The sequence below is a fragment of the Pseudomonas koreensis genome, from assembly GCF_036668835.1.
Taxonomy (GTDB): Bacteria; Pseudomonadota; Gammaproteobacteria; order Pseudomonadales; family Pseudomonadaceae; genus Aquipseudomonas; species Aquipseudomonas koreensis_I.
Map to the genome: position 1 here is coordinate 140,320 of NZ_JAZEVW010000010.1, position 15,406 is coordinate 155,725.

14 protein-coding genes and 1 pseudogene are annotated in these 15,406 nt (G+C 61.3%); 7 read left to right on the forward strand and 8 right to left on the reverse strand.

Annotated features, from left to right (window positions below):
• Nucleotides 1-46: 46 nt before the first annotated feature.
• Nucleotides 47-1,015 carry a transcriptional regulator FtrA gene (gene ftrA, locus V6F91_RS23855; RefSeq protein WP_332768774.1) on the forward strand — a complete coding sequence of 323 codons (969 nt, stop codon included), beginning with the start codon at nt 47-49 and terminating at the stop codon, nt 1,013-1,015.
• A 106-nt stretch (nt 1,016-1,121) separates the two neighbouring features.
• On the opposite strand, the pseudogene V6F91_RS23860 reads toward ftrA, so the two are convergent.
• From V6F91_RS23860 to V6F91_RS23875, 4 genes and pseudogenes are all read right to left on the reverse strand, one after another.
• Nucleotides 1,122-1,310: pseudogene (locus tag V6F91_RS23860) on the reverse strand (NADPH-dependent FMN reductase); the annotation flags it as partial.
• Between the two features lie 9 nt (nt 1,311-1,319).
• The gene (locus V6F91_RS23865) at nt 1,320-1,790 is read right to left on the reverse strand and encodes an arsenate reductase ArsC (protein WP_332768776.1); all 471 of its coding nucleotides are present in this window, start codon (nt 1,788-1,790) and stop codon (nt 1,320-1,322) included.
• A 14-nt stretch (nt 1,791-1,804) separates the two neighbouring features.
• Nucleotides 1,805-2,152 (reverse strand): metalloregulator ArsR/SmtB family transcription factor, encoded by a 348-nt coding sequence (locus V6F91_RS23870; RefSeq protein WP_332768778.1) that lies wholly within the window; start codon nt 2,150-2,152, stop codon nt 1,805-1,807.
• A gap of 180 nt (nt 2,153-2,332) precedes the next feature.
• Nucleotides 2,333-3,217 carry a LysR family transcriptional regulator gene (locus V6F91_RS23875; RefSeq protein ID WP_332768780.1) on the reverse strand — a complete coding sequence of 295 codons (885 nt, stop codon included), beginning with the start codon at nt 3,215-3,217 and terminating at the stop codon, nt 2,333-2,335.
• Nucleotides 3,218-3,350: 133 nt separating this feature from the next.
• On the opposite strand from V6F91_RS23875, the gene V6F91_RS23880 reads away from it, so the two are divergent.
• Together V6F91_RS23880 and V6F91_RS23890 are read left to right on the forward strand one after the other, a co-directional pair.
• Entirely contained in the window at nt 3,351-5,015 is a 1,665-nt protein-coding gene (locus V6F91_RS23880) for a GMC family oxidoreductase (protein ID WP_332768782.1), read from the forward strand.
• A gap of 134 nt (nt 5,016-5,149) precedes the next feature.
• On the forward strand, nt 5,150-6,772 hold the full coding sequence (locus V6F91_RS23890) for an MFS transporter (protein WP_332768784.1): 1,623 nt from the start codon (nt 5,150-5,152) through the stop codon (nt 6,770-6,772).
• Nucleotides 6,773-6,816: 44 nt separating this feature from the next.
• On the opposite strand, the gene V6F91_RS23895 is transcribed toward V6F91_RS23890, so the two are convergent.
• On the reverse strand, nt 6,817-7,179 hold the full coding sequence (locus tag V6F91_RS23895) for a DUF427 domain-containing protein (protein WP_332768786.1): 363 nt from the start codon (nt 7,177-7,179) through the stop codon (nt 6,817-6,819).
• Nucleotides 7,180-7,414: 235 nt separating this feature from the next.
• Between V6F91_RS23895 and V6F91_RS23900 the strand changes: the two genes are divergently transcribed.
• Both V6F91_RS23900 and V6F91_RS23905 read left to right on the forward strand, forming a co-directional pair.
• Entirely contained in the window at nt 7,415-9,358 is a 1,944-nt protein-coding gene (locus V6F91_RS23900) for a DNA topoisomerase III (RefSeq protein WP_332768788.1), read from the forward strand.
• Between the two features lie 542 nt (nt 9,359-9,900).
• Nucleotides 9,901-10,230: a hypothetical protein gene (locus V6F91_RS23905; RefSeq protein WP_332768790.1), complete on the forward strand. Its 330-nt coding sequence runs from the start codon at nt 9,901-9,903 to the stop codon at nt 10,228-10,230.
• A gap of 230 nt (nt 10,231-10,460) precedes the next feature.
• Here the strand turns inward: V6F91_RS23905 and cynR are convergent, their stop codons facing one another.
• Complete coding sequence (gene cynR / locus V6F91_RS23910) at nt 10,461-11,348, reverse strand: transcriptional regulator CynR (RefSeq protein ID WP_332768791.1); 888 nt, start codon at nt 11,346-11,348, stop codon at nt 10,461-10,463.
• Between the two features lie 120 nt (nt 11,349-11,468).
• Between cynR and cynS the strand changes: the two genes are divergently transcribed.
• Both cynS and V6F91_RS23920 read left to right on the forward strand, forming a co-directional pair.
• Entirely contained in the window at nt 11,469-11,936 is a 468-nt protein-coding gene (gene cynS, locus V6F91_RS23915) for a cyanase (RefSeq protein WP_332768793.1), read from the forward strand.
• 58 nt (nt 11,937-11,994) lie between these two features.
• A complete protein-coding gene (locus V6F91_RS23920; protein ID WP_332768795.1) occupies nt 11,995-12,654 on the forward strand; it encodes a carbonic anhydrase in 660 nt (219 codons plus the stop codon).
• 47 nt (nt 12,655-12,701) lie between these two features.
• On the opposite strand, the gene V6F91_RS23925 is transcribed toward V6F91_RS23920, so the two are convergent.
• Both V6F91_RS23925 and glsB read right to left on the reverse strand, forming a co-directional pair.
• Nucleotides 12,702-14,204: an aldehyde dehydrogenase family protein gene (locus V6F91_RS23925; RefSeq protein WP_332768796.1), complete on the reverse strand. Its 1,503-nt coding sequence runs from the start codon at nt 14,202-14,204 to the stop codon at nt 12,702-12,704.
• A gap of 185 nt (nt 14,205-14,389) precedes the next feature.
• Nucleotides 14,390-15,298, reverse strand: a complete 909-nt coding sequence (gene glsB, locus V6F91_RS23930) for a glutaminase B (protein ID WP_206415946.1) — start codon at nt 15,296-15,298, stop codon at nt 14,390-14,392.
• Between the last annotated feature and the right edge of the window lie 108 nt (nt 15,299-15,406).

Below are 15,406 nucleotides of genomic sequence, written 5' to 3' on the forward strand. Positions count from 1 at the left end.
GCCGCTACAGTGGCGGACAAGACACCTACCGGGAACTTTCCGCCAAATGCCGACCTCCTCCAATCTGGTGGCGATTCTCGCCTACGACGGCCTCTGCACCTTCGAGTTCGGCATCGCCGTGGAGATCTTCGGCCTCGCCCGGCCGGAGTTCGATTTTCCTTGGTATACGCATGCGATTGCGGCAGTCGATCGGGGCCCGATGCGCGCCATGGGCGGCATTCAGGTATTGGCCGATGGCGGTCTGGAAATATTGGCCGAAGCACGCACCATCATTATTCCCGGCTGGCGCGATCGCAACGCGGCGGTACCGGAAACATTGCTCGCTGCACTGCGCCAGGCCCACGCCAACGGCGCGCGCTTGCTGTCGATCTGTTCTGGCGTCTTCGTGCTGGCAGCCACTGGCTTGCTCGACGGCCACCGCGCCACGACGCACTGGCGCTACTCCGACGAACTGGCGCAGCGCTTTCCCGCCATCGAAGTCGACCCGGACGTGCTCTATGTCGACGCCGGCCAACTGATCACCTCGGCCGGCAGCGCCGCCGGCATCGACGCCTGCCTGCACCTGGTCGCCCGTGACTTCGGCACCCAGGTCGCCAACAGCGTCGCGCGGCGACTGGTGATGTCGCCACAACGCACCGGCGGCCAGGCGCAGTTCATTCCGACGCCGGTCAGCGCCACCCCGCGCAATGATCTGTCGCGAGTCATGCAATGGGCCCGCGAGCGGCTGCATCAACCGCTGGAGGTGCGCGATCTGGCCAGCGAAGCGGCGATGAGCGAGCGCACGTTTCTACGACGGTTTACCGAGGCCAGCGGACAGTCGCCCAAGGCGTGGTTGCAGCATGAACGACTGGCGCGGGCGCGGGAGTTGCTGGAGAGCACGGATCAGCAGACTGAACAGATTGCCGAGCGCTGCGGGTATCGCTCGGTGGAGAGTTTTAGGGTCGCGTTTCGCGGGGTCGTGGGAGTGCCGCCTTCGGTTTATCGGGAGCGGTTTGGCCGGGGTGTGACGGTTTAGCTGATTCGCCCCAGAAGTGTTCAGGGCGAGTCGCCGATTGTCGGATCGAACGCTGATTGACCCGCGCCATCAATTGCTCGGCGCTTTCCTTGCGTTCGGAATAGCGGTTGAAAATGCGCGTTTCAGCACCGAAGTGCTCAAGCAGGCGCGCCGCCTCTTCGACCAGCAAACGGCTGAACGAGCGTTCGCGGGTGGAGCCGTAGAGCAGCAGGATCCGCGGCTTGTGCGTATCCGGGGTCGTCGGTTTGGCGGCATCGAACAGACTGGCATCAAGGTTGGGCAGGTGGTCTGACATGGAGCCTCCTTAAGACTTGCCGATACGATCGAGTTCGACTTGCAGCTGATCGCGACTGAGTTGAGCAAACGGCAGATCGAGGAAGGCCTGGCAGCGCCGCCCGATGCGCATCAGCGTGGCGTGGAAGGCCGCGTCGATGCTGGCTTCGTCACCGCTGAGGCTGGAAGGATCTTCGAGCCCCCAATGACTTTTCAGCGCCGGGCCGAAGTACACCGGACAAGGTTCGCCCGCGGCGTTGCCGCACACCGTGATAACGACATCCGGCGGGTTGCCTGCGAACGCGTCGTTGCCTTTGCTGTACAAACCGTCGATGGCAATTCCGGCCTTTTGCAGCGTCTGCAGACTGCGCGGCAATACCTGCCGCTTGGGGCAACTGCCGGCACTCACCGCCTCGAAGCCTGCCGGCGCGAGATGATTGAACATCGCTTCAGAAAGGATGCTGCGGCAACTGTTGGCCGTGCACATGAACAGGACTCGCATGGTTTTTTGCTCCATCAGCAACACGCGGCTTCACGAACCGGACGCCCGTGCATGTTCTGCAGGCGGGCGGCGTTGTCCTGCAGCCAAGCGGTGTTGGCTTCGGACGTCATTTGCAGGATTTGCGCGATCCACGCCGGCAGATCCGGGTTGAGGCGGTAATAGACCCACTGGCCTTGACGCCGATCGAGCACCAGGCCGTTGTTGCGCAATTGCGCGAGGTGGCGGCTGATCTTCGGTTGGCTGTCGCTGAGCGCGCACATCAGTTCGCACACGCAAAGTTCTCCCTGCGCGGCGATCAGCAGCATGGCGCGCAGGCGGGTTTCGTCGGCGAGACTTTTGAAGACTTCGGTGGGAGTGAGCATGGGGTGAGCCCAACACATACGGGAAATCGAATATACGGATATCCATATATTTCGCAACCTGAAATGCTGCCCCTGCAGGAGTGAGCCTGCTCCGAGCAGGTCTATCATTGAACATCATTCTTGACGGACACATCGCTATCGCGAGCAGGCTCACTCCTACAGGTGATTTCTGTGTACCGGCTAACCGAGCAACAACCCCTGCTCCGCCTCGCACAATCCCACCACATAATCCCAGACCACGCGCAAGCGCACCGACTTGTGCAGCTCGCGGCGAGTGCTGATCCAATAACTGCGTTCGATGCTTTCATCCGCCAGCAATGGCACCAGCTCCGGATCTGACGCGGCCATGTAGCAAGGCAGAACCGCAATGCCCAGTCCTGAGCGTGCGGCCTCCTGCTGGGCGATGACGCTGGTGCTGTGAAACACCACGCGCGGGCTGCGGCAGAAACTGTTGAGGAACATCAGTTCCTGGCTGAAGAGCAGATCGTCGACATAGCCGATCCACGCATGACGGCCAAGGTCTTCGCGGCTGTGCAGCGGGGGCGCTTTGTCCAGGTAGGCCTGGCTGGCATAGAGCGCCAGTCGGTAGTCGGTGAGTTTGCGCGTGACCAGCATGTCGGCCGCCGGGCGTTCGAGATGGATGCTGATTTCCGCCTCGCGGTTGAGGATGCTGACGAAGCGCGGTACGGCGACCAGCTCCACTTCCAGTCCCGGATAGCGTTCGAACAGGCCGATCATGCGGCTGGCAAGAAATTTGACGCCGAGGCCCTCCGTCACGCCGACGCGGATCTTGCCCAGCGGCGCGGTGGATTGGGTGATTTCTTCCTGGGCCAGCAGCGCGACGTTTTCCATCGCTTCGGCATGTTTGAGCAGTGCCTCCCCGGCCGGAGTCATTTCATACCCTTGGGCGTGCTGGACGAACAGCGCGGTGCCGAGGCTTTTCTCGATGGCTTCGATATGCCGGGCGACGGTGGCATGGGTGGTGTTAAGCCGGCGGGCGGCGGTGAGGAGGCGGCCGCTGCGTTGCAGTTCGAGAAAAAACCGCAGGTCGTTCCAGTCGAACATGGCGTGTCCTTGTCAGCGAAGGTCGATGCAAGCTGTTTGAAAACGCACAGCGGCTGCGCAAAAACTAACATTCTTTTAACGAAAGCTAACAACTAGAGTGTCCGACAATAAAAACAAAAAGCGAGGTCAGGGAATGCAGACTTCCCTCGATGAATTCGACTACATCGTGGTCGGCGCCGGTCCGGCCGGCTGTGTGCTGGCCAATCGATTGTCAGCGGACCCGCAGCGCCGGGTGCTGTTGCTCGAAGCCGGCGGCCGCGACAACTATGCGTGGATTCACATCCCGGTCGGTTACCTGTTCTGCATCGGTAACCCGCGCACCGACTGGTGTTTCAAAACCGAGGATCAGGCCGGGCTCAACGGCCGAGTGCTGAGCTATCCGCGCGGCAAAGTGCTGGGCGGTTGTTCGTCGATCAACGGCATGATCTACATGCGCGGCCAGGCCAGCGACTACGACGGCTGGGCGGCCGAAGGCAATTCCGGTTGGGCGTGGAACGACGTTCTGCCGTTGTTCAAACAGAGCGAAAACCACTTTGCCGGCAGCGCTGATTTTCATGGTGCCCAGGGTGAATGGCGGGTCGAGCAACAGCGCTTGTCATGGCCGATTCTCGATGCCTTTCGCAGTGCCGCCGAGCAGAGCGGAATTGCCAGCGTCAGCGACTTCAATCAGGGCGACAACGAGGGTTGCGGCTACTTTCAGGTCAACCAGAAAGCCGGGGTGCGCTGGAACGCCGCCAAGGCGTTCTTGAAACCGCTGCGCAACCGCGCAAATCTGACCGTGCTGACTGGCGTTGAGGTCGACCGCGTGCTGCTGGAGGATGGTCGCGCATCGAAAGTCAGCGCGCGGCATGAAGGCCAGATCAAACAGTTCACGGCACGCAAGGAGATTGTCCTGTGCGCTGGCTCGGTGGGCTCGCCGAGCATTCTGCAGCGCTCCGGGATTGGACCTCGACCACTGCTCGAACGCTTGGGCATCGGCGTGATTCATGAACTGCCGGGCGTTGGCGGCAACTTGCAGGATCACCTGCAACTGCGGCTGATCTATCAACTGGAAAATGCGCGCACGCTGAACCAGATTGCCGGCAGTGTCTGGGGCAAGATGGGCATGGGCTTGCGTTATTTGTATGACCGCAGCGGGCCACTGTCGATGGCGCCTAGTCAATTGGGCGCGTTTGCGCGTTCGGGGCCGGAGCAGACTTCGGCGAACCTCGAATACCACGTCCAGCCGCTGTCGCTGGAGCGTTTTGGCGAGCCGTTGCACAGCTTCCCGGCATTCACCACCTCGGTGTGCGATCTGCGTCCGCAAAGCCGTGGGCGCATCGAGATCCGCTCGGCGGACCCGCAGCAGGCGCCGCTGATCAACCCCAATTATCTGAGCCATCCTGAAGATCTGCGTGTGGCCGCGGACGCGATTCGTTTGACCCGACGCATCGTCAGTGCCCCTGCCCTGCGCGGGTTCAAACCGGTCGAATATCTGCCGGGCGAGAGCCTGCAAACCGAGGAGCAACTGCACGACGCCGCGGCGAAAATCGGCACGACGATTTTCCATCCGGTCGGCACCTGCCGCATGGGCAACGACGGCGATGCGGTGGTCGATGCGCAACTGCGCGTGCACGGCGTACCCGGTCTGCGCGTGGCCGACGCGTCGATCATGCCGCGGATCATCTCCGGCAACACGTGTTCGCCTACGCTGATGATTGGCGAGAAGGCTGCGCAGCTCATTCTCAGCTCCAAAGCTGTAAACACCGTGCCTGTGGGAGCGAGCTCGCTCGCGAAAGCGGTAGATCATTCAACATAGAGGTTGACTGACAGGACGCCTTCGCGAGCAAGCTCGCTCCCACAGGGTTTTGCAACAGCTCCAAGGCATCGCGCAACACCGGGACACGCAACACCAGTGGAACAACAAAAACAATCACTGTGAGGGATACCGACATGTCAGAACACGCTCAGCCGCTGGACGCTGCGAGCAGCGCCGAGACCAGCAATGCCACGCAAAAAGTCATCTTCGCCTCGTCCCTCGGGACGGTGTTCGAGTGGTATGACTTCTTCCTTTACGGCGCGCTCGCGGCAGTGATCAGCAAGCAATTTTTTGCCGGGGTCAACGACACCACCGCGTTCATTTTTGCACTGATGGCGTTCGCCGCCGGCTTCATCGTGCGGCCGTTCGGTGCGCTGGTGTTCGGGCGACTGGGCGACATGATCGGGCGCAAATACACGTTTCTGGCGACGATCATTCTGATGGGCGTGGCGACGTTCTGCGTCGGCCTGCTGCCGACCTACGCGAGCATCGGCATTGCCGCGCCGATCATTCTGGTGGTGCTGCGGATGCTCCAAGGTCTGGCGCTCGGCGGCGAATACGGCGGCGCGGCGACTTACGTGGCCGAGCACGCGCCAATCGGCAAGCGCGGTTTCCACACCAGCTGGATTCAGTCCACCGCGACCCTGGGCCTGTTGCTGTCGCTGCTGGTGGTGCTCGGTTGCCGTTATTTCACCGGCGACCAGTTTGAAGTCTGGGGCTGGCGCATTCCGTTCCTGCTGTCGATCGTGCTGCTGGGCATTTCCACCTGGATTCGCCTGAGGCTGCACGAGTCGCCGGCCTACCTGAAAATGAAGGAAGAAGGCAAAACCTCGAAAGCGCCGATCCGCGAATCCTTCGGCAAATGGGAAAACCTCAAAGTCGTGCTGATCGCCCTGTTCAGCATCAACGCCGGACAAGCGGTGACGTTTTATGCGGCGCAGTTCTACGTGCTGTTCTTCCTCACCCAGTTCCTGAAAATGGACCCGGCAGTGGCCAACAGCCTGCTGATTGTCAGCGTGGTCATCGGCGCGCCGTTCTTCATTTTCTTTGGCTGGCTATCGGACAAGGTCGGGCGCAAACCGGTGTTGATGCTGGGCTTGCTGCTGGCGACCGCGCTGTACTTTCCGATCTTCAAATCCCTCGCGCATTACGCCAACCCGGCGATCGATCTGGCCAGCCGTCAGGCGCCGATCACCGTGACGGCGGATCCGGCGACCTGCACCTTCCAGTTCGACCCGGTGGGCAAAGCCAAATTCGACAGCCCGTGCGACAAGGTCAAGACCTTCCTCGTCAAACAAGGCCTGCCCTACTCCAGCGTCGCCGCCCCGGCCGGCAGTGGCGTGCAGGTGAGCGTCGGTGACGTCAAACTCGATGGCTTCGATGAAGCCGCCCTGCGCGGCGCGATCACCCTCGCCGGCTACCCGCAACAGGCCGACATGCAGCAGATCAACAAACCAATGATCGTCGCGCTGATCGTGGCGCTGATCATCATCTCGGCGATGTGCTACGGCCCACTGGCGGCGCTGATGGTCGAGCTGTTCCCGACACGCATCCGCTACACCTCGATGTCGCTGCCCTACCACATCGGCAACGGCTGGTTCGGCGGTTTCCTGCCGACGGTGTCGTTTGCCCTGGTGGTGTACACCGGCGATATCTTTTACGGGCTGTGGTACCCGGTATTGATTACCGGAGTCAGCCTGGTGGTGGGCATGATCTGCCTGCGTGAGACGAAGAACATCGACCTCGACAAGAACTGAAACCGCTGCCGGCGAGAGCGTTCGCGCTCTCGCCGCTTTTTTGCTCAGGCATCCGCCTTGATCACCTCGAATTTCACCTGATCCGGATAGAACGCCACGTAGTCGCGGATTGGCGCCACCGACACTTTCGGGTTCTCGTACGTCCAAACCGCATTCGCCTGCTCATGCCCCGGCACCTGCAAACTGAAGTAACTGGCATCGCCCTTGTACGGGCAATAGCTGGTGTGATCGGTGCGGGCGAAATATTTTTCATCGATGTCTTCGCGCGGCAGGTAATACACCGGCGGGTAATTGGCTTCTTTGAGGACCAGCACGTGGGAGGATGCGGCCACCTGGATGCCGTGGAATTTCACCACCAGGCAGCCGGAGAGCTGTTCGAGGTTGATCACGGGGCTGGGGCTTTTCATGGGGTTCTCCTGGATACGGCGAAGAGACGGTTCAGGTATAGCTGATGACGCCTGATGAAGACGGGATTGCAGCCGAACGGCGAAGCGCCTCGCCCCCCGAACAGTCCCTTCTCTCTCCGGGAGAGGGCAAGGGCCGGTAACTTTTACATGTATATCCATACAGATAAAAGTTGCCCCCACCGCCAAGTCCGGCCATTCTGTGCACCTGTTCCGACCCTGATCGACGATGGTGGCTATGCGGCTGTACCTCTGTGAAAAACCCTCCCAGGCCAAAGACATTGCGGCCGTGCTCGGCGCCCGGCGTCGGGGCGACGGCTGCTGGCTGGGAACGGACGTCACGGTGACCTGGTGCATCGGCCATCTGCTCGAAACCGCGCCGCCGGACGCCTACGACGCGCGCTACAAACGCTGGGTGCTGGCGGACCTGCCGATCATTCCGGACAAATGGAAAATGACCGTCAAGCCGCGCACCGCCAGCCAGTTCAAAGCGGTGAAACGCCTGCTCGGCGAAACCAGCGAACTGATCATCGCCACCGACGCCGACCGTGAGGGCGAAATGATCGCCCGGGAATTGGTCGAGCATTGCCGCTATCGCGGGCCGATCCGCCGCTTGTGGCTGTCGGCGCTGGACGAGGCGTCGATCCGCAAGGCCCTGGCCGCACTCAAGCCGGGCGCGGAGACCTTCAGCCTGTACCACTCGGCATTGGGGCGTTCGCGGGCGGACTGGCTGATCGGCATGAACATGAGCCGTCTGTTCACCCTGCTCGGCCGCCAGTCGGGTTATCAAGGTGTGCTGCCGGTAGGCCGGGTGCAAACGCCGACCTTGCGGCTGGTGGTGGATCGCGACCGTAGCATCGCCGATTTCGTGCCGGTGCCGTTCTGGGCAATCGATGTCGATCTGCTGCACAACGGCACGCGGTTTACCGCGCAGTGGCGCGCGCCGACGGACGCCTGTGACGATCAGGAGCGTTGCCTGAATCAAGCGCTGGCCCAGCAGGCAGCGGCGGCGATCGGCAGTGCGGCCAGTGCGCGAGTGGTCAAGCTGAAAACCGAGCGCATGCGTGAAGTAGCGCCACTGCCCTTCGATCTCGGCACCTTGCAGGAAGTCTGCTCGAAGAAACTCGGCCTCGGCGCACAGGAAACCCTCGACATCGCCCAGGCGCTGTACGAAACCTACAAAGTCATCACTTACCCGCGCAGTGATTGCGGTTACCTGCCGCTGAGCCAGCACAGCGAAGCGCCGGGCATTCTCGCCGCGTTGCGTCAGGCCGATCCGGGCCTCGAAGCGCTACGAGGCCATCTCGAACCACAGCGCCGTTCGCGCGCATGGAACGACGCCAAGGTCAGCGCGCACCACGGCATCATCCCCACCGCGGCGGCGAAAAACCTCGAACGCCTGACCGGCAAGCATCGCGCGGTCTACACGCTGATTCGCGCGCGCTATCTGGCGCAGTTTCTGCCCAACCATGAATACGATCGCACCCAGGCCGATTTCGATTGCGCTGGCCAAGCGCTGCGCGCAGTCGGCAAGCAGATCATCGAACCGGGCTGGAAACGCGCGTTGCCCGAGGCACTGGCTCCGGCCAAGGGTCGCGAGGCTGCCGCGCCGCAAACGTTGCCGACCCTCAGCCAGGGCGTCGAATGCGCCGTCGCCGAGGTCAAGCTCAAGGACCTGTGGACGCAACCGCCGAAACCCTACACCGAAGGCGATCTGATCAAGGCGATGAAGAACGTCGCCAGACTGGTGGAAGATCCGCTGCTCAAGCAGAAACTCAAGGACACCACCGGGATCGGCACTGAAGCCACCCGCGCCTCGATCATTCAGGGTTTGATTGATCGGGGTTATCTGGTGAAAAACGGCAAGGCGCTCGCCGCCACCCCGGCCGCGTTCAGCCTGATCGACGCCGTACCGCGAGCGATTGCCGACCCCGGCACCACGGCGATCTGGGAGCAGGCGCTGGACATGGTGCAAAGCGGTGAGATGAGCCTGGAAGAATTCGTTACCAAACAAGCGGCGTGGATGAGCAAGCAAGTCACCCGTTGTTCCGGCCTGAGCCTGACCATCAGCGGCCCGCCACCCGCCGGTAAAGCCGCGGCGCCGTGGAAGAAAAAGCGCAAATCGACCGCCAGCAAAACCACCGCCACACGCAAACGCACGGCCCGACCGGCGCCCCGTTAAGCCCCATACCGTTCACTGATTCCGTCTCCACAACGGAGCTTTTCTCATTCCAGACAGCTTTGTCCGACAATATGTAGTGCCTGAAAATAATCACTACAAAACCGTTGACGGCATCGTTTTGCTTTTGCATGATGAAGACGTTCCCCGATCGGGAGCGCTGGTAACACGCTTGAGCAAACTCGTCTGACCGCCGAGTTGTTTTTTCCGGATACACGCTGCCCACAAGGCAGATTGAAGAAGCTGACCTGGCCTGAACGTCCAGTACAAGGACGAGAAGCGCTGGCGAAAATTCTCAAGATGCTTGTGGTCGACACTGAAAGCGTCGGCAATGCGCCTCCCGGTTTTCGCTGCTTCTCCTCGTTGTGACGCTATTGCGTAGCAGTTATTCAACACGACTACATGCAACAGATGCACGACCCCGTACTCAACACGGGCGAGCGCTGACGTCCTGGTTTCGGTGCCAGGGATCAACTAACCGATGGGCTACCTGTATTAGCGAATCAACTTTGAAAGATCACCAGACTGGTCAAGGGGCAATAATCATGAATCTGAACAATCAACCTACTGTCGAAGAACTGGCTCGTATGTTCGCTGCGCAAAAAGACAGCCACGACAGCCATATTCTATGGATCAGCAAGTCGGGTCAGGTGCATATCGACTGCCTGTCGCCCCATGCCGGTGAAGAAGAATTCGACCGCAACCACCAGAACCTGGCGGCCCGCCTGAAGATGTACCGGCGCGGCCACGGTTATGTCGGCAAGAAGGCAGCGGCCGACAGGGACTTCATTGGCAATGTTCTGCAGACGCTGAAACAGGCGTGGGATTCGCTGCAGAACAATAATGAAGTTCGGGTGATTGATCGGTTGTATTGAGTTAGCAATCAATAAATTGAAAGGCCTGATTCCTTAAAGGAAGCAGGCCTTTTTTTGTTCGCTTGCATTGATTTGGCGTGACTGAAATTGTAGCCCCTCACCCCAGCCCTCTCCCGAGGGAGAGGGAGCTGATCCATGATGGATTGGAAATTCGCGTTCGGCTCAGGACTTTCAGGTCGACTTAACTCGTCAAATCACCTCGGTCAGTCCCCTCTCCCCTTGGGAGAGGGTTAGGGTGAGGGGCTTTTCAGCCCCAGCACCAACTCGACAAACGCCAGCGCCGCCGCACTGTGGTAGTTATTACGCCGGCGCAGTATTGCCGCCCCTCGCTGCGGCGCGTCCCCTTCGACATGCAACCGGCGCAACGCCCGCTCCTCTGTAGCAATAGCCTGCGGCAACATCGTTGCCATCGGCGAACAGCGCACCACTTCCAGCAACGTGCTCACCGAATTCACCTCGATGTGCACCTTCGGCGTGATCCCCTGCTGTCGAAAGTACTCGTCCACCGACAACCGCGTAATGAACTCGGCCGCCAGCAAGGCGAAATCCAGCTGAGCAATGTCCTCTGCCAGTAACCGCGAGTCGCTGGCATACAGTGGATGTTCACGCCCGACCATGATCGCCAACGTTTCGGTAAAGGCCGGAATGCACTCGATCTCCGCGTTGCGCACCGGCGTAAAGGCAATGGCGATGTCCAGCGAGTCATCCGCCAGCCCGGCCTCGATATCGTCCATCGACAACTCGAAAATCTGCAGATGAATCGCCGGATACCGCGCCGCAAAATCCCGCACCAGCGGCCCGACCAGGTACGCCATGAACGTCGGCGTCATGGCCAGACGCAACGTGCCGCGCGACAGGTCCTTTACATCGTGCAGGGCGCGCTTGCCCGCCTCCAGCTCTACCAGCACGCGCCGCGCACATTCGAGGTACGCCGCGCCGGCATCGGTAGGTTTGACGGTGCGCGAGGTACGATCGAACAGCGTTACGCCGAGGGTTTCTTCCAGCTGACGAATCTGCTGCGACAGGGTCGGCTGCGACACATGCAGCGCTTCGGCGGCACGGGTGAAACCGCCGTGATCGGCAACGGCCAGCAGATACCGCAAATGTCGCAACAACATGGGGCGCACCATCTATAGGCAGGACTAATGCCAAGCATTGTATATCGGTCTTGGACGCTATGGATCAATCGGCAGAAGATCTCTCCCACACAGCAAGCCAACCCTGAAAGGAGTGACACCGTGCAACAGTCCCATGCCTATAACGACACCAGCCTGGCCCTGACCACCCGCATCCTCGACGCCAAGGCACGCAAGGATCTTTCGTGGCAGGATCTCGCCGATGACACTGGCCTGAGCCTGGCTTACGTCACCGCCGCCCTGCTCGGCCAGCACCCACTGCCGGAAAGCGCCGCGAAAGTGGTCGGCGACAAGCTGGAGCTGAGCGTGGAAGATGTCGCCGCGATGCAGATCATCCCGTTGCGCGGCAGCCTCAACGGCGTGCCGACCGACCCGACCATCTACCGCTTCCACGAGATGATTCAGATCTACGGCACCACGCTCAAGGCGCTGGTCCACGAGCAGTTTGGCGACGGCATCATCAGCGCGATCAACTTCAAACTCGACATCAAGAAAGTCGACGATCCAGAAGGCGGCTCCCGCGCCGTGGTCACCCTCGACGGCAAGTTCCTGCCGCTGCGCCCGTTCTGATTGCTCCGGCCCGCATCCCGGATGCGGGCCACTCGATCGCCTTATAGAGGACACGCCCATGCAATCCCTGATCGACGGTTTCCTGAAATTTCAGAACGAAGCCTTTCCGCAACGCAGCGAACTGTTCCGTCACCTGGCTACCACGCAACAGCCCGGCACGTTGTTCATCACCTGTTCCGACAGCCGCGTGGTGCCGGAGCTGCTGACCCAGCAAGAACCCGGCGAACTGTTCGTGATTCGTAACGCCGGCAACATCGTGCCGTCCTACAGCCCGCATCCGGGCGGGGTTTCAGCAACCGTGGAATATGCGGTGGCCGTGCTCGGCGTGAGCGATATCGTGATTTGCGGTCATTCAGATTGTGGCGCGATGACAGCGATTGCCCAGTGCAAATGCATGGATCATTTGCCCGCAGTCAGCGGCTGGCTGCAGCATGCCGAATCAGCGAAAGTGGTCAACGAAGCACGACCGCACGCCGATGATGCGGCGAAGCTGATTTCGATGGTGCGTGAGAACGTCATTGCGCAATTGGCCAATATTCAGACTCACCCGAGCGTGCGTCTGGCGCAGGAAAAAGGCCTGTTGAACTTGCATGGCTGGGTGTACGACATCGAGACCGGCTCGATCAATGCGCTGTCTTCGGACCGCCGCACCTTTATACCGCTGGCCGAACAACCGGCGACCTGTGCGATCCACGCAAAAACCGCTGACGCCGACTGAACGGATCGTTCCCACGCTCTGCGTGGGAACGATCACCGGCTAAGTGATCAACGTTTTACCGTGAGATCAACCTGCGTCATGCGGCTGCGCACGGTGAACACACCATCCCCGGAAAGAATCGCACTGCGCGCAAACAAGCGCCCGCTCTCCCAGTTGGAAAGGCCCAGTTCCGGCTTGTTCAGCGCGTACTGGCCATCGACCCAGCGGGTGATGCCATTGCCCACGAACGGCGCGTTGACCGCGTTGTAGAAACGCTCATGGACGGCGGCATCCTCGCTGATCAACGACACGGTGAATTGCGGGCTGTAGCGGTTGAACAAGGCGATCGCCTGGTCCAGATCGTCGACGATCATCAGGCTGACTTCCGGTGTTTCCTCCCACTCCCACTCGCGGCCCAGTTCCGATTCCGCCAGCGGTTCGGCGAGCGTTTCAGTCTGGTAACCCTCGGCGCGGTAAACCTCGACCGTTGCGTCCTGCCAATCACTCGGCAAGCAGCTTTCGCTGCCTTCGACGATGTGCAGTTTGCAACCCTGGCCGCGCGCAGTACCCGCCTGCCTCAAGGCATCGAGGAACAACGGCACCAACTCAGCGGCACGATCACGCTGGATCAGGCAAACGTTGAGGGTGTTGCAGACTTTGCGGTCCAGCGAGTTGCGCACAACCGCGGCAAAGCGCTCGGCGTCGGCTGCCTGATCGGCGATCAGCCATGCCCCACCAGTGCCGTGCAGGCTGACCGCGGTACCGGCCTGCTGGGCGATGCTGCCCAGTTGACTGACCGCACGACCCGAACCCCGCGCTACCGCCAGCGACAAGCGTCGGTCAGCGAACATCGCCCAACCGGCGGCGTGATTGACACTTTCCACCAGCGACACCGCGCCGTCCGGCAGGCCGGCTGCGGCCAGCGCCGGGTCCAAGGCGTGGGCGACGATCGCTTGCGCGGTGCCCAGCGCATCGCTGCCAATACGCAGCACAGCGGTGTTGCCGGTGCGCAAGACGCCCGCCGCATCGGCGAACACGTTCGGTCGCCCTTCAAAGACGAACGCAACGATGCCGAGCGGCGCGACCACTTGCTCGACCTTCCAGCCGTCGTGCTCGACGCTGCTGATGACTTTACCGCGAGTCGCCGGCGCATCGCGCCAGGCACGCAGGCCGCCGATCATGTCGCGGCGCATGCGTTCGTCGGCGAGCAGTCGGGTGGTGGAGCGGCCACGGGCTTTGGCGCGCTCGATGTCGGCACGGTTGGCGGATTCGATGTGGGCCCAGCATTGCTGGTCTTCCAGGCGCTGGGCAAACAGGTCGAAAAACTCGCTGATCGCCTCGTCGCTCACCGCCGACAACGCAGTGAATGCCGCAGCCGCACGCTCGATCGCAACCGACGCCGCTTGCTGGTCCGCCACGGGGATCAGCAGCAATTCACCACTGACCTGCTCGACCAGCAGATGATCACCAGGCTGAAAGCGCGCGGCCAGTTCGGGGCTGACCACGGTCACCCGGTTACCAGCGAAAGGGATCGGCGTGCCAGCGACTAGACGTTCGAGCGCAAGAGACATGAAGCGGTTTCACCATGCAGGGGGCGGCCGGAAAATGTATAGAACCCAATCCCCCAAAGCAACTCTGCCCCCTGTGGGAGCGAGCCCGCTCGCGAAAGCGTCCGGTCAGGCAACATGGATGCTGAATGTATGTACCGGCCTCTTTGCGAGGAGGCTCGCTCTCACAGGGAAACCGCAGTATGTTTTCAGAACACCGACCAGCCGATCCGTGAGCTGAGCAATTCCAGCGCCGCCATCCCCGCCAGCGAATTACCGGCGGCGTTCAGCTCCGGCGACCACACGCAGACCGTGAACTGCCCCGGCACCACCGCGACAATCCCGCCGCCGACGCCGCTCTTGCCTGGCAAACCGACGCGGTAGGCGAAGTTGCCGGCCTCGTCATACAGCCCGCTGGTGGCCATGATCGAGTTGACCTGCTGGGTCTGCCGAGGCGTGAGGATGCGCTCGCCGCTGTGTTTGCAGAAACCGTCATTGGCCAGAAAGCAGAAGGCCCGGGCCAGATCGATGCAGTTCATGCGCAGTGCACAGTGGCTGAAATAACTGCGCAGCACCGCTTCGACATCGTTGTGGAAATTGCCGAACGACTGCATCAGGTACGCCATCGCCGCATTGCGCGCGCGGTGCTGGTATTCGGAGTCGGCGACTTTGCCGTCGATCATGATTTGCGGATTGCCCGACAAGCGCCTGACGAAATCGCGCATCGACAAGGTCGGCGCGGCGAAGCGTGACTGATTGATATCGCAAATCACCAGTGCGCCGGCATTGATGAACGGATTGCGTGGCCGGCCACGTTCGAATTCCAGTTGCACCAGCGAGTTGAACGGCTGCCCGGAAGGCTCGTGGCCGAGGCGCTCCCAGATCGCTTCGCCGGAATGGTCGATCGCCTGCACGAGGCTGAACACCTTGGAAATACTCTGCACCGAGAACGGTGTTTCGGCGTCGCCGGCGCAGTACATTTCGCCGTCATTACCGTACACGGCGATGCCCAGTTGATTGGCCGGTACGGTGCCGAGGGCGGGGATGTAGTCAGCCACTTTACCCTGCCCGATCAACGGGCGGACAGCGTCAAGGATCTCGTTCAACAGCGCTTGCATGCCGGGTCTCGAAGTCTCGCCCCAAGGGATCGCGGGGACACTGGGGCTAGACGCCGCGCGCGGGCGGCGCATCACACCGCGCACAATGTTCTAGGCTTGTGCAGACAT